The organism is Rhodococcus artemisiae, from assembly GCF_036327795.1.
Lineage (GTDB): Bacteria > Actinomycetota > Actinomycetes > Mycobacteriales > Mycobacteriaceae > Rhodococcus > Rhodococcus artemisiae.
Window position 1 is genome coordinate 167,932 of the sequence record NZ_JAUTXY010000017.1, and the last position, 20,768, is coordinate 188,699.

Genomic DNA, 20,768 nt, shown 5'->3' on the forward strand with positions numbered 1-20,768 from the left:
TCAGTCGACGAGAGCCTTGAACTGCGCCTCGTAGAGCCGTGAGTACGCGCCGCCCCTCTGGAGCAGTTCCTCGTGGGCACCCTGCTCGACGATCCGTCCATCCTCCATCACCACGATCCGATCGGCGTCGCGGATCGTCGACAAGCGGTGCGCGATCACGAAACTGGTGCGGTCGTCGCGCAGCCTCGCGGTGGCCTGCTGCACGAGGAGTTCGGTGCGGGTGTCGACCGAGCTCGTGGCCTCGTCGAGGATCAGGATCGACGGCTTCGAGACGAACGCGCGAGCGATCGTGATGAGCTGCCGCTCACCGGCGCTGAGGCTTCCGGCCTCCTCGTCGACGATGGTGTCGTAACCGTCGGGCAGGGCCCGCACGAACCGGTCGACGTAGCTCATCCGTGCGGCCGACATGATCTGGTTCTCGGTCGCGTAGGGGTTACCGTATGCAATGTTCTCGCGGATCGTGCCACCGAACAGCCAGGTGTCCTGCAGCACGATGCCGATACGGGATCGCAGCTCCTCCCGCAACATCCCGGTGACGTCGACACCGTCGACGAGGATCCGGCCCGAATCCACCTCGTAGAAACGCAGGATCAGATTCACGAGAGTGGTCTTGCCGGCCCCGGTGGGACCGACGATCGCGATCATCTGGCCGGGTTCGGCGCGCAACGTCAAGTTCTCGATGAGCGGACGTTCCGGCGTGTACGAGAACGACACGTCCTCGAACTCGACGAGTCCGTGCCTGCTCCACGGCATCGTCGGGGCCGCAGGTTCAGGATCCTGTTCCTCCTCGTCGAGGACCGCGAACACGCGGGTGGCGGATGCCGCGGCCGACTGCAGCAGATTGATCATCGCGCCGATCTGAGCGAGCGGCTGCGACAGCTGCCGCGAATACTGGATCATCGCCTGGATCTCGCCGAGCGTCGAGGTCCCCGACGCCACACGCAGACCACCGATCACCGCCACGACCACATATCCGATATTGCTGAGGAACGTCACGAGCGGCATCACCAGACCCGACACGAACTGCGCTCGGTACGCGGCCTGGAACAGTGAATCGTTGGTCTCGGTGAACCGACGCTCGATCTCCGCGGTGCGGCCGTACGCGGTGATGAGTTCGTGCCCGGTGAACGACTCCTCGATCTGCCCGTTGAGCGTGCCCGTCGCATCCCATTGCGCCGCGAAATGCTTCCGCGCACGCTTCGCCACGTAGATCGTCACCACGGCCGCGGCGGGGACGAGCAGCAGCGCAATCACGGCGAGCAGTGGGGAGATCCAGAACATCATCACCACGAGCCCGAGAAGCGTGAACACCGCCAGCACCAGCTGGCTTATGGACTCCTGCATACCCGTCGACACGTTGTCGATGTCGTTGGTGACACGGCTGAGCAGGTCACCGCGCGAATGCGTATCGAAATAGCGCAACGGCAGGCGGTGGATCTTCCGTTCGACGCTCGCGCGCATGTCCCGCACGGTGCGCTGCACGATCTCGTTGAGCCCGTACGCGGCAACCCAGATCAGCGCGGACGACAACAGATAGAGAGCGAGGACGATGACGAGGGTCCGCCCCAGGCTCGTGAAATCGATGCCCGCTCCGGGGATCACGTTCATTCCGGCGACCATGTCGGCGAACTGATCGCGACCCTCCGCGCGTAGCTGCGCGATCGCGGCGTCCTTCGACAGCCCGGCCGGGAGCTGCATCCCGACCACACCGTTGAAGATGATGTCGGTGCCCCGGCCGAGCACGAGCGGTGCGATCGAGGAGCTCACGACACCGAGCAACGCCGCAATCATCACCGAGTACACGACGTACCGGTGCGGGTGTAACAGGCCGAGGATGCGGATGATCACGCGCAGCCGAGACTGCGGAGCGGCCTGTGGTTCGGCCGCGGCCGGCGTCGTCATACAGCGGCCATTCTCTGCGATTCGACGATCTCGGCGTACGTCGGGGAACGGCCGAGAAGCCCGAGATGGGTTCCGGACGCGACCATCGCGCCTCCGTCGAGGACGACGATGCGATCCGCGTCCTGCACGGTCGAGACGCGCTGAGCGACGATGAAGACGCATGCGTTGCGGGTTTCCGGTTCCAGCGCCGCGCGCAGGCGGGCGTCGGTCGCAGGGTCGAGCGCCGAGAACGCGTCGTCGAACAGGTAGATGGACGGCTTGCGGACCAGCGCTCGGGCGATCGCGAGTCGCTGTCGCTGTCCGCCCGAGACGGTGGTGCCGCCCTGCGACAGCACCGATTCGAGCTTGTCCGGCATGGCATGGACGAAGTCGGCAGCCTGGGACACCTCGAGCGCGTGCCACAGTTCGTCGTCGCTCGCGTCGGCGCGGCCGTAGCGGAGATTGTCGGCGATCGTGCCCGAGAACAGATACGCCTTCTGTGGGACGACGGAGATCCGCGACCGCAGCACCTCCGGGTCGAGGCGCCTGACGTCGACACCTGCCACCAGCACCTGCCCGTCGGTGACGTCGATGAGTCGCGGGATCAAACGCATCAACGTGCTCTTGCCCGAACCGGTACCGCCGATGATCGCGGTGGTGGTGCCGGGCTCCGCCCGGAAGCTGATGTCGCGCAGCACGGGCGCGTCGGCGCCCGGGTAGGAGAATCCGGCACCCCGCAGTTCGACGTCGACATGGGTGCGGAGTTCGCGCACCGGTTCGGCCGGCGCCGCGACGGTCGGTTCGGTGTCGAGGACCTCGAGTATGCGCCCGGCGCACACGCTTGCGCGCGGCATCATCATCGCGATGAACGACGACATGAGGACCGCCATGAGGATCTGTGCGACATAGGTGATCATCGCGGTGATGGAGCCGACCTGCATGGCGCCGGAATCGATCCGCGCACCGCCGACCCACACCACGGCCACGGTGCTGACGTTCGCGATGAGCAGCACCGCCGGATACAGCACCGAGTTGACGCGGCCGACGCGCAGCGCCGTCGCGGTGAGATCGTCGTTGGCGCGGTCGAAACGGGCCTTCTCGGTGTCGTCGCGGACGAAGGCCCGCACGACACGGATCCCGCTGACCTGTTCGCGCAGCACCCGATTGACTCCGTCGAGTCGTATCTGCATGACCCGGAAGCCCGGCAACATCAGTGCGATGAGCACGACCATCGTCAGGATCAGTGCCGGTACTGCGACCGCAAGTACCAGGGAAGCGCCGACGTCCTCGCGCAACGCCATGATGATGCCGCCGACACCCATGATCGGCGACATCACCACGATGGTGCAGGTCATCAGGACCAGCATTTGCACCTGCTGCACGTCGTTGGTGTTGCGGGTGATCAGCGACGGTGCCCCGAAGGTGCCGAATTCGCGGGCGGAGAACCCGCCGACCCGCTGCACGAGCGCCAGCCGGACGTCTCGTCCGAACGACATGGCGGCTCGCGCAGCGAAGTACACGGCACCGATGGAGCAGGCGACCTCGACCGCGCTGATCCCCAGCATGAGGAGCCCGGTACGCAGTATGTAGTCGATGTCGCCGACCGCCACCCCCTGATCGATCAGGTCGGCGTTCAGGCTCGGCAACAGCAGCATGCCCGTGGTGGCCGCGAGCTGCAGCAGGACCACAGCTATGAGCGAACCCTTGTAGCGCACGAGAAAGCGCCGTAACAGCCGAACCAACATGGGCAATACGCTACCTGCGTCTCCGGACGAACCTCGCGACACTCACACCCGGGTGGATTCCAGGGTCGCTGCGGTCGCTTCCAGCTCACGAGCGAGCTTCTCGCCCTCGACGTCGACGTTGGGCAGGATCTTGTCGAGCCACTTCGGCAGCCACCACGCCTTGTCGCCGAGCAGAGCCATCACCGACGGGATGATCACCATGCGGACGATGAACGCGTCGAAGAAGACTGCGGCGGCGAGCGCGAAGCCGATGGACTTGATCAGTGAATCCGGTTCGGCGATGAACGCGGCGAACACCGAGATCATGATGACGGCGGCGGCGCTCACCACGCGGGCGCCGTGCGCGAAGCCACTGCGCACCGCGTCCGTGGCGGACGCACCGTGCACGTATTCCTCGCGCATACGGGTCACCAGGAACACCTGGTAATCCATGGCCAGGCCGAACACCACACCGATGAGGATGATCGGCATGAAGCTCACGATGGGCTGCGGGTTCGAGATGAGCCCGCCCCAGCCTTCCTGGAACACCGCCACGGTCGCACCGAAGGTCGCCAGGACGCTCAGCAGGAAGCCGAGGGTCGCGGTGAGCGGCACCAGGATCGAGCGGAACACGAGCATGAGCAGGATGAACGCGAGACCCACGACGACAGCGAGGTACGGGACGAGCGCGCTCTGCAGGCTCTCCGAGACGTCGCCCTCCAGCGCGGTCTGGCCCGTCACGCCGTACGAAAGCCCGTACTCGTCGTTCAGCGCGGCCTCGTCGCCGCGGATCTCCGAGACGAGATCCATCGTCGCGGGATCGGTCGGGCCACTGCGCGGGGTGATGAGGATCTGCGCGGTGTCGCCGTCCTCGTTCACACCGACGACCTGAGCGTTGACGACCTCTTCGTGCTCGTACAGCGATCCGAGGACGGCGGCGAACGCGGCATCGGCCGGAACATTCGCGTCGCGGGCGTCAGCGACGACCACCAGCGGGCCGTTACGACCCGGCCCGAATCCTTCGTCGATCAGGTCGTAGGCCTGGCGTGCACTGGTGGCAGGGTCGCCCGTCGCCTCGGTGGGCAGGGCAAGACGCAGACCGGTCGCCGGAAGTGCGAGAACACCGAGGAGTACGACACCGGCAATGAGCGGGATCAGCGGACGACGTGTGATGGCGCCGACGAACTTCTGGGCAGCGCCCGGCTCACCACCTTCGGGGTCGCGTGAGCTCAGTCCGGGAATGCGGCCCGCGAATGCCTTCTCACCGAAGAGACCGAGCACGGCCGGCAGCAGCGAGATCGCGATGAGCACTGCCATGAGCACGGTGAAGGCGGCCGCGTAACCCATCACGGACAGGAACGGGATGCCGACGACGCTCAATGCCATGAGCGCGATGATGACCGTGAGGCCCGCGAACACGACGGCGGAACCGGCTGTGCCCACCGCTCGACCTGCAGCTTCGGCTCGGTCGGAGGTCTCGAGCAGTTCGTGGCGGAAGCGGGAGACGATGAACAGCGAGTAGTCGATCGCGACGGCAAGACCGATCATGATCGCGAGCGTCGGTGTCATCGAGCTCAGGTCGAAGAAGCCGGTGGCGATGGTGATGCCCATGCTTCCGATACCGACACCGACGAGCGCGGTGATCAGCGGCAGACCTGCTGCGACGAGCGAGCCGAAGGTGAGAGTGAGGACGATCGCGGCGATGCCGATGCCGATGAGTTCGGCGGTGCCGCCGGGCATCGCCATGTCGGCTGCGGCGGTGCCGCTGACCTGCACGGTCAAACCGGCGTCGCGGCCGATGTCTGCGGCAGCGGCGATCTGGTCGCGCATGGCCTGATCGACGTCGGTCACCTCACCGTCGAAGGGCACGGTGACGAACCCGACGGTGCGGTCGGCGCTGAGCGGCGACAGGGCCTGCGCATCGGCGAGCGCGGCGTCTTCGGGTGTGCCCTGCTGCGCGGCCAGCCCCATCATCTGCTCGGTGAGCCCGGCATCGGCAACCACAGGGTTGACCAGGGCTCCGGCCTGCTCCTCGGGCGAGGCGGTGGCCGGATCGACCTTGGCGGGCGCGGAAACCGTGTCGATCCCGCGGATCGCCGCGAGCACCTCGTCGACGGCGGCCGCGTTCTCGGGATCGTCGAGTGTCTGCCCGTCCGGCGCCGCGAAGACGTACCGGGCGCTGAGCGCATTCATCGGATCTTCGGCCGTCGGGAATCGCTCGGCCATCAAGTCCTGCGCATTCTGCGCGGGGGTTCCTGGAAGGCTGAAGGAGTCCGTCGTCGGGCCGGACAGGGTCGCGGCCCCGACTCCGAAGAGGACGAGCAACGCGATCCAGAAGGACAGGACTGCGCCCTTACGCCGGTAGGCGAACTTGCCTATCCGGTAGAGGTAGGTCGCCACGGCAGGCACCCTTTCTGTGGTCGAACGTGGTGGTGGGGCAGGGTGTTACGCGAATCCTCGTCGCAGCAGCGCGAAGGCTTCACGGATGAGGTGTTCGGGTGAGGAGGCGGAATTCGCCATGGACATTTCGACGGCCGATTTGATCGCTCCCAAACCGACGTAATGCACAAGGTTGGGGTAGATGTCCGTGGCCGGGTCGGTGCCCGTCCGTTCGGCGATGGCGTCGACGAGCAGCTGCGACGAGCGCTTCGCCACTTCGATGTGCCGGGATTCGTTCGCGGACCCCTCTTCGACGAACGCGACGCACGTGCTGATGTCGTCGAACGACCACTGCGGGTCCGTCACGAGCCCGACGGCGCATTCTTCGAGCGAACCCATGATGGGTTCGCCCGCGGGACGGTGGCGCAGAAGATCGATCCAGGTTTCGATCAGACCTTCGAAGTGCACGAGGACCGCTTCTTCCTTGCTCGCGAAGTAATTGTGGAAGGTGCGGGTCGAGACGCCCGCCCGGGCGGCGATCGCATCGGCAGTGACCTCGTGGAGGCCGTGCTCGCGCGCGAGTTCCGCAGCAGCGTCCGCGAGGGCCGCGCGGGTGGCGGCCTTCTTGCGGTCACGCAATCCGAGTTGAGAGCTCACTTCAACAACGGTACAGATTTTGCAGAGCTGTGTAACTTTGCAGAGTTCTGCAATATTTATGGGATCGACCACACCCGATCAGTGCGGGTAACGCAGCTCACACGCTACGGCGCTCCCAGGCGCCCGGATCGGCGGTCAGGTCACGGACGAACTGCGACAGGTCGTCCGCAACGATGTCCGCGAGCGTCACGTCCTCGAGCACCGCGCGCAGATTCACCCGTACCGCGATCCACACGTCGCGCAAGCGCTCGGCCACCCCCGTGTACTCCACGCTCTCAGGCCGCTCTCCGCGTACCGACGCGAGTGGCCCTTCCACCGTGCGAATGATGTCCGCAATGGAGATCTCGTCGGCCGGTCGCGCCAGCCAGTAGCCACCGTCGGGGCCACGCCGGCTGCGAACGAGACCACCTCGGCGAAGATCCGCGAGCACGGCCTCGAGGAATTTGTGCGGGATGGACTGTGCTGTCGCCAGCATTTCCGCCTTGGCAGGGCCGTCACCGCATGCAGCGAGTTCCAGAAGCGTCCGCACCGCGTAATCGACCCTTGCACTGATATGCACTTCGGTGCCTCCTCCGACATTTCCGGCCGACCAATTCCTACCAAACAGGGGAGAAATCAGCACCGTCGATCACCGATAGTGACGCGCGCCATAGGCGCACGTACACTCGACGATCGTTCACGTACCAGTTCGGAGGTCCCGCGATGTGGGAGACGCTGCGCGATTCGTGGGGTTCGCTGCTCGAACCGTTGCATGATCCCGTCGCCCTCGCGATCCCGGCGTTTGCACTGTTCCTGATCCTCGAGTGGGTGGCGGCCCGCACGCTCGAACGCGTCGAGCCGGGGCCCGACGGCCGCGTACACCCACCGCGCGGCGGATACGAGATGCGCGATGCACGCGCGAGCCTGTCGATGGGACTGATCTCGATCGTGACGAGCGCCGGCTGGAAGGTCCTGGCACTCGTCGGGTATTCAGCGTTGTGGGTGTACGTCGCGCCGTGGCATCTGCCCGCCGACGCCTGGTACACGTGGGCGATCCTGCTGCTGGGGATCGATTTCCTCTGGTACTGGTATCACCGGATGGCACATCGGGTCCGTCTCGTCTGGGCGACACATCAGGCGCACCATTCGAGTCAGTACTTCCACTACGCGACCGCGTTGCGGCAGAAGTGGAACAACAGCGGCGAGATCATCATGTGGCTGCCGTTGCCCCTCATCGGCATCCCGCCGTGGATGGTGTTCGTGGGGTTCTCCGTGAGTCTCGTCTACCAGTTCTTCGTTCACACCGAACGTGTGGGCACACTGCCCACACCGATCGAGTTCGTGTTCAACACTCCGTCGCATCATCGGGTGCACCACGGGTCCGATGCCGAATACCTCGACCGCAACTACGCGGGCATCCTCATCATCTGGGATCGGATGTTCGGCACGTTCAAGATCGAAGAGCAACGACCCGTCTACGGACTGACCACGCCGGTCGGCACCTTCGACATCTGGGAACTGCAGACCCACGAGTACAAGGCGATCGCCCGCGACTGGCGGTCGGCGGCGTCCTGGCGCGACAAACTCGGGTACGCGTTCGGCCCGCCCGGGTGGGCTCCGGTGCAGTCCGAGACGGACCCGGTCAGCCCATCTCGAGGGTGATCAGGAAGTCCACGCTCCCGGCCTCGTCGACGGCGACGAACCCGAGGTTCGGCGGCTGGATCCCCCAGTCCGACCACGTCGTGGGGATGCTGCCGGACGCCACGATGCTCTCGCCGCTACGCAGGACGTCGACCTCGACCGTCACGGGTCGCTCTTCGCCGCGCAAAGTCAGGAGGCCCGTCGCGGGCACGGTCGTGAGCGTGCCGTCGGTGGGCAACGACGACAGATCCACGGGTTCGGTCAACGTGAACGTCGCGGTCGGATGGTTCGCGGTATCCATGACCATGCCTCGGAACTGACCGTCGCGCTGGGAGCTGTCGGTGGCGATTCCGTCGACCCGGACGGTGACCTCGGCGGCGATCAGCGATTGGTCGTCGATCGTCGCGGTGCCGGACACCTGGTCGGTGCTCCCCACCACGGTGACGTCGGCGCCGCGCAGGATCTCGTGCACGGTGTAGCCGGCCGCGGTCCGGTTGGGGTCGGCGCCCGGGGTCACGTCCCACTCGCCGTCGAGCTCACCGGTTGCAGCCTGGGCGCCGGAAGTGGACACCGAGGCGGCGGGTGCGTCGTCCTCGGCTATGAACGTGCCGTATACCCATGGTGCGACGAAGAAGCCCAGGAGCGCGACAACGACGATGGCAACGATCGTCCACCCGATTTTTCGCATGCACCGAGAATAGTTGTCGTTTCAAGTCAAGTGGGAGCTACGCTCCGAGAATTCTCTGAGAATTCGCGTACCCGAGTTATCGAGCGACAACTTGCGCTGCGACCGCGGCGCCGACCCACCGACGCAGATATCTACGCATCTCGTCGTCGCTGCGCGGTGGATTTCCGGGAGAGACGAAGAACGACTGCATCGTACGCAGGAGGTACTCGACGAGTTCACCGAGTGACGCGTCGTCGTACCCGTAGTTCTCCCACTCGACATCGAACCGTCTGATCATCGTCATACCGAAGGCCTGCGCCTCGTCGGATGTCATGTTCTCGGGGTGGACGTTCGCGTACGAACTCGACAGCAGCAGACCGAGGTGCGGAGTGCGGCGCACTTCCGCGAGGGTGAAGACGACGGCTTCGACGGTCGCGTCGACGGGGTCGACGATACCGGTGACGTGGTCGGTCAGGCGATCGAGGAATCCGGCGACCGAGGCGATGGCCGCAGCCTTCATCAGCGCATCCGCACTGGGGAAATACCGGTAGACCGTCTGCCGGATCACGCCCAGCGATTCCGCGACCTCGGCGATGCTGATCGCCGCACCGGTCTGCGCGATGAGGTCGACCGCGGTGTCGACGATGCGCCGAGTTGCCTCGTCGTCGCTCCCGGGCGGACTCCCACCCCACCCTCGCCTACGTGCCACACCCGCCTCCTGGAATGAGGGGCCGAGATTATCACGCAGCCCAATCCGGGAGTCGGTATGCCAGGACATCTACACGAAAGTCATCATACATACATGACCAAAGACGTATGATGTAGTCCAATTGCGGGTCCTACCTGCACTGACTGCATCGGACAACCCCGAGAACGAGGTATGCGAACATGACAAACCTGCACGTCCGCAAGATGCGTTTCGCGTTCGAGGACTACGACGTGCCGTTCCTGTGGAACCCCGAGAACCCTGCGTTCTCGAGCATGGCCAACGCCGTCTCTTTCCTCGCCGTCGGATTCGAGAAGATGATCGTCCAGATGATCACCGAGGCGAAGCCCCAGTTCGCCGACGACACGGTTGCCGAGGAAGCCGACGCGTTCATGCGCCAGGAGGGGCAACACTCCACCGCGCATCGCCAGCACGTCCGTGCCCTGATCAAGAGGTACCCGGGCCTGCAGGAGACCCTCGACGACGTGATCGGCGCCTACGACAACCTCACTGCCGACACATCGCTGAAGTACCGCCTGGCCTACACCGCGGATCTCGAAGCGACCTTCACACCTGTCTTCAAGCTCATGCTCGACAACGACGCGTCGCTGTTCCGCCCCGGCGACGACCGCGTCGCTTCCCTGTTCATCTGGCATTTCGTCGAGGAGGTCGAGCACCGCAGCTCCGCACTGATCATCTTCGACTCCGTCATCGGCAGCGACGTCTACCGCATGCGTGTGGCGGCCTCGGTGTTCAAGCACGTGCTCGACGTCATCCGGATCGCGTGTGCGGGATTCAACAAGCACGTCCCCATCGAAGACCGCAAGATCGATGCTCTGTCGATGTTCGCGTCCTATCGGCGTAAGCAGAAACTGCTCGAGCTGATTCCGGGCCTGCAGGCCGCGAATGCCGGGCCGATGCCGCGTGCCTTCGACGACCTCGGACTCAAGGAGCAGCTCATCGCGCTGCGGGGCATCATCCGCAGCCAGATGCCGAAGCACAACCCCGAACACGAGGACCTGCCCGAACTGGCCGGCGTGTGGTTCGAACGCTTCGACGCCGGTTACGACGTCACGAAGTGGTACACCGCGGAAACCGCTGCACCGGGGGTCAATTGATGTCGGATCTGTGTTCACCCACCTTCGAGGACCTCGCGACGAGGCTCGGCTTCTCCTGCGACGAGGCCGGTGGACTCCTCGAGTTCCGTAATCCGGTGGCGTTGGAGAACTGGACGCTTCCCGTCCTCGAACTGACGATCACCGTCGGCGCCGTTCTCGCCCTCGTGTACGCCGTTCTCCGGCTACGCCGGCACGGTGATCCCACCAATCTGGTGCTGTGGTTCGGCGCGTGCGCATATCTGTTCATCATCGAACCGCCCCTGTACTTCCCGGCCGCGTTCGGAATCGAACAGCACGTCGACACGATGTTCGCGCACAACGTGTTCACGGTCGAATTCATGTGGGGCAGACTGCCGCTCTACATCGTCGCGATCTATCCCCTGCTCGCGACACTGTCGTTCGAGATCGTGCGGATGCTCGGCGTGTTCCGCAGGTACGGCGTACTCCTCGGCGCAGTGTGTGTGGGATTCGTCCATCACGCCTTCTACGAGATCTTCGACCACCTCGGCCCGCAATTGCGCTGGTGGGAGTGGTCGCTCGAGAACCCGATCAACCAACCGTTCTTCGACTCGGTCCCGCTGCCGAGCGTCGTGGTGTTCGCGGCGCTGTGGCCGATGTCCCTGGCACTGTGTGTGCAGTTCTTCGTCGGTCGACACATCGACCGAGGGGAGAGTTTCACCGGACTCCAATTGGTGTGGCGCACAATCGTGATCGGCATCCTCGCCTCCGTGGGTACGTTCGTCCTCCCCCTTCCCGCGACCATTATCGGGATGGGAAGCACGACGGTGCGCGGATTCATGTACGCACTCGAACTCGTCGTCCTGTGTGTGGTTGCGGCATGGGTGCTCGGTCGCCAGTGGTCGCGCTTGCGCCGCGGCGAATCCGACACTCCGGCCTACACGAACGTGTTCGTCCAGCGGTTCTCGCTGGTGTACCTCGGTGTGCTGGCCGTCCTCTGGATATCCGCGTTGCCCGATTACTTCTCGGCGGTCGACGGCGTTACCGGGGGCGGCGATCCCATCGGCAGCCTCTGGTATGTCGCGGCATGCTTCGTCGTGGCCGTCGCGAGTGTCGTCGCGACCTTCACGGTTCCCCGGGCAGCATCCGCAGCCGATGCCTCGGCCGTCGGAGTTCGGGAAACATCGTCATCGTGAGGTGGGCACGCGAGGTGTGAGCATCCGCGCCGCCAGCAGCGCGGAGACCACCATGAGCACCATTCCGATTCCCGACGTGATGGTCACGCCGCTGTCGAACGCCTCTCCCGCGGCTCTGAGCAGAGCAGTCGCCTGCTCCGCGGGCAAGGCGTCGGCAACGGCGTGGGCGCCGCCCAACGTTTCGCGAGCAGCGGCGGCCGCGTCCGAATCGAGCCCGGCCGGAACCCGCAGATTCGCGCCGTAGGAGGCCGTGAGGATCGAGCCGAGCACTGCGGTTCCCAGCACAGCGCCCATCTCGTACGCCGTCTCGGACACCGCCGACGCCGCACCCGCCTTCTCCGGCGGCACGCTCGAGACGATCAGGTCGTTCGACAACGTCTCGGCAGCGCCGATCCCTGCTCCGAGCACCGCGAACGCCACGATGATCGGTGTCACGGCCGTCGGCGACGCGAGCATCAACACGAGCGCGTATCCGAGCGCCGACAGCAACAGCGCCGACACGATGATCGTCGACGGCCGGACCCATCGCACCAGTGTGACCACCGTCAGGCCCGCCACCACCATCGCACCCAGCCCAGGGACCAGGCTCATCCCTGCCTGCATGGGGCTCTGCCCGATCACCAGCTGAAGATGCTGCGAAACGAAGAACAGGAACCCGACGAGGGAGACCACCGAGAGCAGGTTCACCAGGACTGCGCCACTGAACGTGGGCACCCGGAACAGCCGCACGTCGAGCATGGGATCGGGCCGACGTAGCTGGCGGCGCACGAACGATACGAGCGACACGATCCCGACAGCGGCGAGCACAGCCGTGGCGACGACGGATTTGCCGTTGGCGAGATTCTTGATGGCGAACACCAGCGGTGCGAGCGCGAGCATCGACAGCGCAATGCTCACCACGTCGATACGTCCGGGCGCCGGATCCCTGGATTCCGGCACGAAGATGGGGCCGAGGATGAGCAGCGGGATCAGCACCGGCACCGCGAGCAGGAACACCGATCCCCACCACGCGTGTTCGAGGAGGAAGCCACCGACGATGGGACCGAGCGCAGCACCCGCCGCGAAGCACGATGCCCACACCGCAATCGCGAGCCGACGTTGCGCCGCGTCGAGGAAGATGTTGCGCAGCAACGACAGTGTCGACGGCATCAGCATTGCACCGAAGAACCCCAGTGCGGCACGCGACGCGATCAGCGCTTCCGCCGTCGGCGCATAGGCCGCGATCACAGAGACCGCTGCGAACCCGGTTGCGCCGATCAGCAGCAGGCGCCGTCGCCCGATGCGGTCGCCGAAGCTGCCCATCGAGACGAGCAGGCCCGCCAGAATCAACGGGTAGATGTCGATGATCCACAGCTGCTGCGCACCGCTGGGCCGCAGCGCGGCGGAGATCTCGGGTAGCGCGAACGCAAGCACAGTGTTGTCGACCGAGACCAGAAGCACTGGGAGCATGAGGACCGCGAGGGCCACCCACTCACGTGGGCCGGCCTTCGGAGCGGTGGTGGTCGCGTCCGGTTGCGAGACAGGCGTGATCGACACGGTTATCGGGCTTTCGAGAGAGTTTGGGATCGAACCTCCGTTACTGTACCAGCTGGACGGTAAAGTAACGGACGTCGTATCATCGGGCCGTGCCGCCCCCTCCCGCTGCCCGCGCCAAATTGCTCGACGCCTTCGTGACAATCCTGCTCGAGCATGGTGAACGCGCCGCCACGCTCGACGCAGTCGCGGCAGCGGCGGGCGTATCGAAGGGCGGCCTGCTCTACCACTTCCCTTCCAAGGACGCCCTCGTCGAGGGCCTTGCCGACCACGTGGAAGGACTCGCCGCAGCCGATGCCGGCCTCATGCGAGACGCCCCCGAGGGGCCGGCCGCGTACTACATCCGCACGTCCGTCTACGCGGGCACCCCGATCGACCGCGCGATCATCGCCACGACGCGACTGAGCCAGAACGCGATCCCCCGCGCCCGCCTTGCACTCCAGAGAATTCATCGAGGCTGGATGGATGTACTCGTCGATGAGATCAGCGATCCCGCCGTCGCACGCGCGATCATGCTCATGGGCGACGGTCTCTATTACAACGCGGCGATGTCCGGCGAGACGAGCGATACCCCACCCGAGGACGTCGACGAATTGCTCGACGTGGTCGGGCGCCTGATCGAAGGCCGCTGAACCTCAGCGGAAGCACACCCGCATCGGCTTCGCCGTGCCGACGACGCGCGGCTGCCTTTTCGGTTCGCGGTCACGGTCGTACCCTGTGGACATGAGCAGGTCAGTCATGGCCTTGGCCCACGACGAACGCGCCGACCTCGCCGATTTCCTGGAGACGCTGTCGCCGCGACAATGGGAGCAGCCGAGCCTCTGTCAGGGGTGGACGGTGCGAGACGTGGTCGCGCACATGATCAGCTACGAGGAACACGACACACCGGACCTCCTGAAACGCGTGGCCAAGACCAGATTCCGTCCGTGGAAGCTCAACGAGGTGGCCCTCGCCGAATATGCTCACCTCGGCCCGGACCCTCTCGTCGACTTTCTGCGACGACACCTCGATCCGCAGGGCGCCACCGCACGGTTCGGTGGCCGCGTCGGGCTGGTCGACGCCCTGATCCACCACCAGGACATCCGTCGGCCACTCGGGGTCCCGCGCCCGGTACCACCGGAACGCCTCCGCTGCGCACTACCGTTCGCCGTCACAGCTCCCCCGCTCCGCGGGTTCTGGAAGGCACGCGGGGTCAGGCTCGTCGCCACCGACCTCGACTGGACCTACGGACGAGGCCCCGAAGCGCGTGGCCCCGGCGAGGCCGTACTGATGACCATGGCGGGTCGACGGGGGATCGCGAAAGAACTGTCCGGCCCCGGTGCCGAGATACTCGGTGAACGACTGGGGTAAGGCAGGGGGACCCGCAAAGGCGTTTCGGATGGGCAACCGCGCATTGTCGGCAGCGAGCGGATGCCATTTTCATTCGCGCGCATCCCCCGGTAGGCATCACGAACGAGTGACGCCCCCGAACCGAAGTTCGGGGGCGTCACTCTTGGCGGTGGCGGTGGGATTTGAACCCACGGACGGGGGTTACCCGTCACACGCTTTCGAGGCGTGCTCCTTAGGCCGCTCGGACACGCCACCGCTAGAAGACTTTACCGGATCGGGTCGCTGAGTCGAAATCGCCTGGTCACAACCCGGACGGGGTTATGCGCTGGCCGCGGAAGAACTCTTCGAGCACCGCCGCGCACTCGCCCTCGAGCACACCCCCTCGAACCTGGGGTCGATGGGTGAGCCGGCGGTCGCGCACGACATCCCACAGCGACCCCACAGCACCGGTCTTGGGCTCCCACGCACCGAACACCACTCGCGAAACCCGGGCGAGCACGAGCGCTCCCGCACACATCGTGCACGGCTCCAGCGTCACCGCGAGCGTCGTTCCCTCGAGTCTCCAGCCATCTCCGTACACCTGAGCGGCAGCTCGCAGCGCGAGTACCTCGGCGTGAGCGGTCGGGTCGCCGATGGCCTCACGCGAGTTGGCGGCACGAGCCAGCTCCGTGCCGTCCGACGCGAAAACCACCGCACCCACCGGGACGTCTCCGGCGGGCGCGCCGGCCGCTGCTTCCAACGCGACCCGGATCAGCTCTTCGTCCCCGCGCAGCCCCATGTCACCGCGCAGACCCATCTAGTTCATCTTGTCGAGCGTCGAGCTCAACACATCATCGAATCCGAGTCGCTGCGCGATCTCGTCGATCTGCTCGTCGGGATACAGGTCGGTCTCGGACAGGATCACCGTCAGCACCGGCTCCGGAAGACCCATGTCGGCAAGGATCGCGACGTCACCTTCTTCCCACGGCTCCACATCGTCGAGCTCGTCGGGATCGATATCCGGGATGTCGATGTTCAGCGCCTCGAGAACGTCGGCTGCGATGTCGTAGTCCACGGCCATCGTCGCATCCGACAACAGCAATTGAGTGCCCGCCGGTGCTGGGCGCACGATGACGAAGAACTCGTCGTCCACATTGAGCAGGCCGAACACTGCTCCGGAGCTCCGGAGCTCCCGCAATTCCGTCACCGCCGCGTCGAGGCTCGTCAATACCGATGCTGACAGTGCACGGCACTTCCAGCGTCCGTCCTCACGCGTCACTGCAACGGCAAAACCTTCGAAGTCCTCTGTCGAACTCACCGCGGGGCTCTTGTCCCCGACACGCTGTGCAGCCATGCGCGCAACGGTAGTCTGCCCGGTCCCACGAATGAAGCCCACCGGTGAATATGCCAATCTGAAGCGGTGTCCACACCTGCCGCCGCGCCCCCCGTCTGTGTACTCGGTCTCGGTCTGATCGGCGGATCCGTCCTCCGGGCCGCGACAGCCACGGGTCGTCGAGCCTGGGGATACAACCGGTCGGCACACGCGGTGGAGGCCGCCGTCGCGGACGGGTTCGACGCGTCCACCGACCTCGCAGCCACACTGGCGCGTGCGGAAGACGCTCGCGCGTTGGTGGTGCTCGCCGTGCCGGTGCCCGCAGTCGACTCGATTCTGGCGGCGATCGCCGAGCACGCACCGAACGTGGCGCTCACCGATGTCGTGAGCGTGAAAGGCCGGATCGCCGACGCGGTAGCAGCGCATGGCCTGTCGGCCCGTTTCGTCGGCGGACATCCGATGGCCGGGACCGCCGAGTCGGGGTGGGAAGCCGGATCTGCCGACCTCTTCCGCGACGCCGTGTGGGTCGTCACCGTCGACGACGGCACCGACCCCGACGTGTGGCAGCACGTTGCGCGGCTCGCCCTCGACTGCGGTTCGGTCGTCGTTCCCGCCGAGTCCCGCGAACACGATTCCGCGGTCGCGCGGATCTCCCATCTGCCGCACATCCTCGCCGAAGCCCTCGCACTCTCCGGAGCCGGCGGCGGCGACCTCGCGCTCGGGCTCGCGGCCGGCTCGTTCCGGGACGGCACGCGCGTCGCGGCAACCGCACCCGGCCTCGTCGACGCGATGTGCGAGGGCAACGCGACCGCGCTGCTCGAGGCCCTGGACGAGGCCATCGACGTCCTGCAGGCAGCACGCGAGCAACTCGCAGACGGCAGCACCGGCGACCTCACACGCAGCGGCCACGACGCCCGCACCCGCTACGAACAGCGCCAACGCCATCCGATCACCGGGATCGTCCCCGGCGACGACAATTGGATCGAACTCCTCAGGGCTGCCGGACGACAAGGAGGTGTGTGGAAGTGACGAACCTTCGCGACACCGCGGCCGCCCTCACCACCGGAAAACTCACCGCCACCGAGCACATTCGCCAGGTCCTCGCAGATCTCGACGCGCTCGACGGCACCCCCTGGGCCAACATCGTGGCCGCCCGCGACGACGGTGCGGCCCTCGAGTGCGCTGCGCGCGCCGACGCCGAGATCGCCGCGGGAAGCTGGATCGGCCCGCTGCACGGCGTCGCGATCGCGATCAAGGACAACATCGACGTCGCGGGCCTGCCGACCCGCTGTGGAAGCAACGTGTTCGCCGACGCACCCGCCGCCGACCGGGACGCCCGCATCGTCGAGAAGCTGCGTGAGGCCGGTGCGATCATCGTCGCGAAGACGCACCTGCACGAGTTCGCGTACGGACCGACGGGCCTCGTCAACGCCTCGGGTCCGGCTGCTCATCCACACGATCCCGCTCTCATCAGCGGCGGCTCGTCGTCCGGTTCCGCGGTGCTCGTCGCGAAGGGCATCGTGCCGGTCGCGGTGGGCACCGACACCGGCTGCAGCGTCCGTACACCAGCAGCATTGTGCGGCATCGCCGGATTCAAGCCGGGCAGCGGCGCACTCCCCGTCGACGGCGTCTTTCCGCTGTCCACGACCTTCGACCACGTCGGCCTGCTCACCACCGACAGCCTCGATGCGGCACTCGCCTGGGGTGCGATGCCCGGTGTGGCGCATCTACGTTCCCCCGTGTCGGGTCTGAGGATCGGCAGGCTCCGCGGCGGAATCTGGGACCTCGCCGACACCGCGTTCGAGGCTGCCGCAGACCTCGCATGCCGAACCCTCGCAGATCTCGGCGCCGAGGTAGTCGATGTTGTACTGCCCGAAACCGACGATCTGCTCGGCGTGTATCCGATCATCACCGGATCCGAGGCGTACGAGACGCACCGCGACACGTTCGAGGCCGACCCCGGCCGCTACCAGCCGCCCACTGCGGCACTCCTCGAGGCACAGCGGGATCGACCTGCCCACGAGTACCTCCGGGCGCTACGAACCGCTCACAAGCTCCGACATGACGTCCTCGAGCGGTTGCGGCGCGCCGAGGACCTCGATGCCTTGCTCACCGCCACCGCGAGCATCCGATCCGCAACCCTGAGTAGCGACCCGGCAGAGCTGCGAGCACCCTTGCTGCAACTGTGCATTCCGTTCAGTGTGCTCGGCGTACCTGCGATCTCGGTGCCCGCGCCCGGTGACGCCGGCATCGGGCTACAAATCGTCGGACTCACCAGCGGTACCGGCGGCCACGGAAGTCACCCAGCAGAATCCGCGGCGCTCGCGGTCGCGCTGGCAGTGGAGGGTGTCGGCGAAAGCTAGATGCGTTCGGCCAACCCACGGTAGGTGACGACGAAACCGTCTTCGTCGACCGTCACGGAGGACGACGACACCGGCGACAGGACATGGATCCCGTCCGCCGCGCTGCTGTAGATCACCAGGGCTTCCTGCACCGTCAGGTCCAGCAGACTGACGTACACGACGGGAACTTCGAGCTCGTCTGCGCCCTCCTGCAAGCGGTAGCGCCGGATCGGCAACGCGTTGAAGAACGGGCTGAGGATCACGTCCACGTCGAGCGCCCCACCGAAGGACGCTCGCTGGTGGTGGGTTCCGCTGTCGACCATCCAGATGCCCTCGCCGGAACGGCTGATCGACATGTGACGCTCGCCGGCCGCCATCGTGGTGCGCACCGACAACCGGCGCGTGACTCCGTCTTCGTCTGTCACGAGATCGTAGGAGGCGCTGAACGCGGGATGCTCGGAGCACTCGGCTCCGACGATACGACCGGTCGCCTTGATGCGCTGGCCGCTCAACTGCACACGTACCGATTCCATCCGGGGCGCATCCAGCGACCGCCAGGTCAGGAGCGCGGGCCAGTTGGACGCTGGGGTCGCCGCAGGGGAAACGGCATCAGAGTCTGGGCTGCTCACGGTCTATACCGTATGCGACAAGTCACCGACGAGGGGCATCGGTGCCGGTATTGGAGACCCTCCGGTACGGAGATGTTTCACAGCGCTGCTCCGACCCTCGTGAGCAGAGCTGGCTGCATCGCCTCTACCTGCATCGATACCCCTTCACTTCCGATCGGCCCACCCACCGAACCCCCTCTCTATCAGTCCGGATGCTCGTCACGTAACGAAGATCGAAAACTGTACGACGCAGCCGCCGCGGAATCGGTTCCTCGGCCCTATATTGGCCTAGAGTCGCTTCATGCGCACCGTGTGGACAGTTCCTCTGAACATCGCCCAGACATTGCTGGAGTCTCCAGAGATCCAGATGTTCCTGACCAGCAATGAGCTGCCGGACACCGCGGACGATCCACGGCAGAGACTCTCCGAGTTCACGCTCGCGCTGGGCGCACTGGCACGCAACAGCGGACGCACATTCGGTTCGGTCGACGCCGCGAACCGTGAGCTGTTCGGGGGCTCTGCGGGTGCAGTCCCCGTATCTCTCCGCCTGACGGTTCTGCGCGCCATCGTCACCAATGTCGACGACCGAACACCGACACCCGGACCGCTCCAGAAGAACGTGATCGATCAGCTCGGCGCGTATGTCTACGCGATCGTGGACTCCCGTGATCGCAGCATCCTCTACGTCGGAACCGGTCGAGCCAATCGCATCTTCACCCTCACCTGGACTGCGCTCGGCGAGACTCACAAGCTCGAGGAGGCGAAGGAGAAGGCGCCCGTCGCGACGCCCGAGACCGAGGCTGCAATCCGTCGCATCAAGGCGGTGTACGCCTCCGGCTACGCCGTCGAACACTTCATCATCGCCGACGCGCTGCACCCCGCGAAGGATCCCGAGCACACGGCCGGCGAGGTCGCGCAGGCAGTCATAAGCTCGCTCGGACTGCTCGAACCGCATCGCGGCGAACCGGTACTGACGAACCTGGCCGGTACCAACGAGGAGTCGGAAGCCGACCGCACCGCAGTACCGATCTCGGAGATCGTGCGTCAGTACTCAGCGCAGGCCGCGCCCGCACCGCCCACACCGTGCGTGGTTCTGCGTATCAACGAAGCGAAGAAGGCCTCGACTGAGGCCGTGCGCGAACTTGCATCACGCCCCTGGCCGGCCGGGACGGCAGCCAGGGGAATCGACGGACTACCGATCATCGTGGTTGCCGACAACATCGTGCGCGGCGTGTATCGCGCCACGGGGTGGGAAGCAGGTGCCCGCACCGAGGAAAACGGCGGCACAATCCTCTACCGGTTCCGTGGAGAAGCGGACCCCGAACTCGAAAAGGCCTTCGTCAATACGCGTCTGACCCCGGATCGTCTGGGACTCAAGCGCTGGCCGACAAGTGGCTGGGCCCCACGACTCACACGTGCGCTTCCGAAGCCCGGTGGCCATCCGGTTTCGAAGCCGGCGCCGCGACCGAAAGCACCCCGGTCGTAGACAGAATCGACAAAAAGAAATGGGGGCGGGGCCGGGATAATTCCCGGCCCCGCCCCCCACTTCATTCCCACAATTACAGGATCGCCCATAATTACAGGCACAGAAAACGCGTTTGGGGCCCACACAAAAGTGTGAGCCCCAAACGCAACGGGTGTTCGGCGGCGTCCTACTCTCCCACACCCTGACGAGTGCAGTACCATCGGCGCAGACAGGCTTAGCTTCCGGGTTCGGAATGGGACCGGGCGTTTCCCC

Annotated in this window: 19 protein-coding genes, 1 tRNA gene and 1 rRNA gene; 8 read left to right on the forward strand and 13 right to left on the reverse strand. The window is 65.8% G+C overall.

Annotation, left to right across the window (positions count from 1 at the left end; translation table 11 throughout):
- The 5 genes from Q7514_RS28075 to Q7514_RS28095 all read right to left on the reverse strand — a co-directional run bounded on the left by Q7514_RS28075 (position 1) and on the right by Q7514_RS28095 (position 7,200).
- Positions 1 to 1,902 carry an ABC transporter ATP-binding protein gene (locus Q7514_RS28075; RefSeq protein ID WP_330136536.1) on the reverse strand — a complete coding sequence of 634 codons (1,902 nt, stop codon included), beginning with the start codon at positions 1,900 to 1,902 and terminating at the stop codon, positions 1 to 3.
- Positions 1,899 to 3,626 carry an ABC transporter ATP-binding protein gene (locus tag Q7514_RS28080; protein ID WP_330136537.1) on the reverse strand — a complete coding sequence of 576 codons (1,728 nt, stop codon included), beginning with the start codon at positions 3,624 to 3,626 and terminating at the stop codon, positions 1,899 to 1,901. Before Q7514_RS28080 ends, Q7514_RS28075 begins: the two co-directional genes overlap by 4 nt.
- 42 nt (positions 3,627 to 3,668) lie before the next feature.
- Positions 3,669 to 6,005 carry an MMPL family transporter gene (locus tag Q7514_RS28085; protein ID WP_330136538.1) on the reverse strand — a complete coding sequence of 779 codons (2,337 nt, stop codon included), beginning with the start codon at positions 6,003 to 6,005 and terminating at the stop codon, positions 3,669 to 3,671.
- 45 nt (positions 6,006 to 6,050) lie between these two features.
- Positions 6,051 to 6,641, reverse strand: coding sequence for a TetR/AcrR family transcriptional regulator (locus Q7514_RS28090; RefSeq protein WP_330136539.1), 591 nt, complete (start codon positions 6,639 to 6,641; stop codon positions 6,051 to 6,053).
- A gap of 97 nt (positions 6,642 to 6,738) precedes the next feature.
- Entirely contained in the window at positions 6,739 to 7,200 is a 462-nt protein-coding gene (locus Q7514_RS28095; RefSeq protein ID WP_330136540.1) for an RrF2 family transcriptional regulator, read from the reverse strand.
- 143 nt (positions 7,201 to 7,343) lie between these two features.
- Here Q7514_RS28095 and Q7514_RS28100 point away from each other — a divergent pair, with 143 nt between their 5' ends.
- The gene (locus tag Q7514_RS28100; protein ID WP_330136541.1) at positions 7,344 to 8,282 is read left to right on the forward strand and encodes a sterol desaturase family protein; all 939 of its coding nucleotides are present in this window, start codon (positions 7,344 to 7,346) and stop codon (positions 8,280 to 8,282) included.
- Here the strand turns inward: Q7514_RS28100 and Q7514_RS28105 are convergent.
- Entirely contained in the window at positions 8,263 to 8,949 is a 687-nt protein-coding gene (locus Q7514_RS28105) for a YceI family protein (RefSeq protein WP_330136542.1), read from the reverse strand. The two genes, Q7514_RS28100 and Q7514_RS28105, sit on opposite strands and share 20 nt — an antisense overlap.
- 76 nt (positions 8,950 to 9,025) lie before the next feature.
- Positions 9,026 to 9,637, reverse strand: coding sequence for a TetR/AcrR family transcriptional regulator (locus Q7514_RS28110; RefSeq protein WP_330136543.1), 612 nt, complete (start codon positions 9,635 to 9,637; stop codon positions 9,026 to 9,028).
- A gap of 179 nt (positions 9,638 to 9,816) precedes the next feature.
- On the opposite strand from Q7514_RS28110, the gene Q7514_RS28115 reads away from it, so the two are divergent.
- Positions 9,817 to 10,752 carry a metal-dependent hydrolase gene (locus tag Q7514_RS28115; RefSeq protein WP_330136544.1) on the forward strand — a complete coding sequence of 312 codons (936 nt, stop codon included), beginning with the start codon at positions 9,817 to 9,819 and terminating at the stop codon, positions 10,750 to 10,752.
- Positions 10,752 to 11,906 (forward strand): hypothetical protein, encoded by a 1,155-nt coding sequence (locus Q7514_RS28120; protein WP_330136545.1) that lies wholly within the window; start codon positions 10,752 to 10,754, stop codon positions 11,904 to 11,906. Before Q7514_RS28115 ends, Q7514_RS28120 begins: the two co-directional genes overlap by 1 nt.
- Here Q7514_RS28120 and Q7514_RS28125 read toward each other — a convergent pair.
- On the reverse strand, positions 11,898 to 13,355 hold the full coding sequence (locus tag Q7514_RS28125; RefSeq protein ID WP_330136565.1) for an MFS transporter: 1,458 nt from the start codon (positions 13,353 to 13,355) through the stop codon (positions 11,898 to 11,900). The genes Q7514_RS28120 and Q7514_RS28125 overlap by 9 nt on opposite strands.
- A gap of 176 nt (positions 13,356 to 13,531) precedes the next feature.
- On the opposite strand from Q7514_RS28125, the gene Q7514_RS28130 reads away from it, so the two are divergent.
- Complete coding sequence (locus Q7514_RS28130; protein ID WP_330136546.1) at positions 13,532 to 14,071, forward strand: TetR/AcrR family transcriptional regulator; 540 nt, start codon at positions 13,532 to 13,534, stop codon at positions 14,069 to 14,071.
- A 91-nt stretch (positions 14,072 to 14,162) separates the two neighbouring features.
- Complete coding sequence (locus tag Q7514_RS28135) at positions 14,163 to 14,789, forward strand: maleylpyruvate isomerase family mycothiol-dependent enzyme (protein WP_330136547.1); 627 nt, start codon at positions 14,163 to 14,165, stop codon at positions 14,787 to 14,789.
- Between the two features lie 143 nt (positions 14,790 to 14,932).
- Here Q7514_RS28135 and Q7514_RS28140 read toward each other — a convergent pair.
- From Q7514_RS28140 to Q7514_RS28150, 3 genes are all read right to left on the reverse strand, one after another.
- Positions 14,933 to 15,023, reverse strand: a tRNA-Ser gene (locus Q7514_RS28140).
- 46 nt (positions 15,024 to 15,069) lie between these two features.
- Positions 15,070 to 15,546, reverse strand: a complete 477-nt coding sequence (locus Q7514_RS28145; RefSeq protein WP_330136566.1) for a nucleoside deaminase — start codon at positions 15,544 to 15,546, stop codon at positions 15,070 to 15,072.
- A gap of 18 nt (positions 15,547 to 15,564) precedes the next feature.
- On the reverse strand, positions 15,565 to 16,101 hold the full coding sequence (locus tag Q7514_RS28150; protein WP_330136548.1) for a tRNA adenosine deaminase-associated protein: 537 nt from the start codon (positions 16,099 to 16,101) through the stop codon (positions 15,565 to 15,567).
- Positions 16,102 to 16,149: 48 nt separating this feature from the next.
- Here Q7514_RS28150 and Q7514_RS28155 point away from each other — a divergent pair, with 48 nt between their 5' ends.
- Together Q7514_RS28155 and Q7514_RS28160 are read left to right on the forward strand one after the other, a co-directional pair.
- Positions 16,150 to 17,109, forward strand: coding sequence for a prephenate dehydrogenase (locus Q7514_RS28155; protein ID WP_408016204.1), 960 nt, complete (start codon positions 16,150 to 16,152; stop codon positions 17,107 to 17,109).
- Positions 17,100 to 18,443 (forward strand): amidase, encoded by a 1,344-nt coding sequence (locus Q7514_RS28160; protein ID WP_330136550.1) that lies wholly within the window; start codon positions 17,100 to 17,102, stop codon positions 18,441 to 18,443. The genes Q7514_RS28155 and Q7514_RS28160 overlap by 10 nt, the downstream gene beginning before the upstream one ends.
- Here Q7514_RS28160 and Q7514_RS28165 read toward each other — a convergent pair.
- Positions 18,440 to 19,051, reverse strand: coding sequence for a putative glycolipid-binding domain-containing protein (locus Q7514_RS28165; RefSeq protein ID WP_132475032.1), 612 nt, complete (start codon positions 19,049 to 19,051; stop codon positions 18,440 to 18,442). The genes Q7514_RS28160 and Q7514_RS28165 overlap by 4 nt on opposite strands.
- A gap of 280 nt (positions 19,052 to 19,331) precedes the next feature.
- On the opposite strand from Q7514_RS28165, the gene Q7514_RS28170 reads away from it, so the two are divergent.
- Complete coding sequence (locus Q7514_RS28170; protein WP_330136551.1) at positions 19,332 to 20,516, forward strand: GIY-YIG nuclease family protein; 1,185 nt, start codon at positions 19,332 to 19,334, stop codon at positions 20,514 to 20,516.
- Positions 20,517 to 20,669: 153 nt separating this feature from the next.
- Here Q7514_RS28170 and rrf read toward each other — a convergent pair.
- Positions 20,670 to 20,768: ribosomal RNA gene (gene rrf / locus Q7514_RS28175) — 5S ribosomal RNA — on the reverse strand; the annotation flags it as partial.

Excerpts from the sequence above, each read along its gene's own strand:
- Q7514_RS28105 (WP_330136542.1), bottom strand. The coding sequence starts at position 8,949 with ATGCGAAAAATCGGGTGGACGATCGTTGCCATCGTCGTTGTCGCGCTC.
- Q7514_RS28170 (WP_330136551.1), top strand. The coding sequence starts at position 19,332 with ATGCGCACCGTGTGGACAGTTCCTCTGAACATCGCCCAGACATTGCTG.
- Q7514_RS28080 (WP_330136537.1), bottom strand. The coding sequence starts at position 3,626 with ATGTTGGTTCGGCTGTTACGGCGCTTTCTCGTGCGCTACAAGGGTTCG.
- Q7514_RS28075 (WP_330136536.1), bottom strand. The coding sequence starts at position 1,902 with ATGACGACGCCGGCCGCGGCCGAACCACAGGCCGCTCCGCAGTCTCGG.
- Q7514_RS28100 (WP_330136541.1), top strand. The coding sequence starts at position 7,344 with ATGTGGGAGACGCTGCGCGATTCGTGGGGTTCGCTGCTCGAACCGTTG.
- Q7514_RS28115 (WP_330136544.1), top strand. The coding sequence starts at position 9,817 with ATGACAAACCTGCACGTCCGCAAGATGCGTTTCGCGTTCGAGGACTAC.
- Q7514_RS28120 (WP_330136545.1), top strand. The coding sequence starts at position 10,752 with ATGTCGGATCTGTGTTCACCCACCTTCGAGGACCTCGCGACGAGGCTC.
- Q7514_RS28125 (WP_330136565.1), bottom strand. The coding sequence starts at position 13,355 with ATGCTCCCAGTGCTTCTGGTCTCGGTCGACAACACTGTGCTTGCGTTC.
- Q7514_RS28135 (WP_330136547.1), top strand. The coding sequence starts at position 14,163 with ATGAGCAGGTCAGTCATGGCCTTGGCCCACGACGAACGCGCCGACCTC.
- Q7514_RS28150 (WP_330136548.1), bottom strand. The coding sequence starts at position 16,101 with ATGGCTGCACAGCGTGTCGGGGACAAGAGCCCCGCGGTGAGTTCGACA.
- Q7514_RS28145 (WP_330136566.1), bottom strand. The coding sequence starts at position 15,546 with ATGGGGCTGCGCGGGGACGAAGAGCTGATCCGGGTCGCGTTGGAAGCA.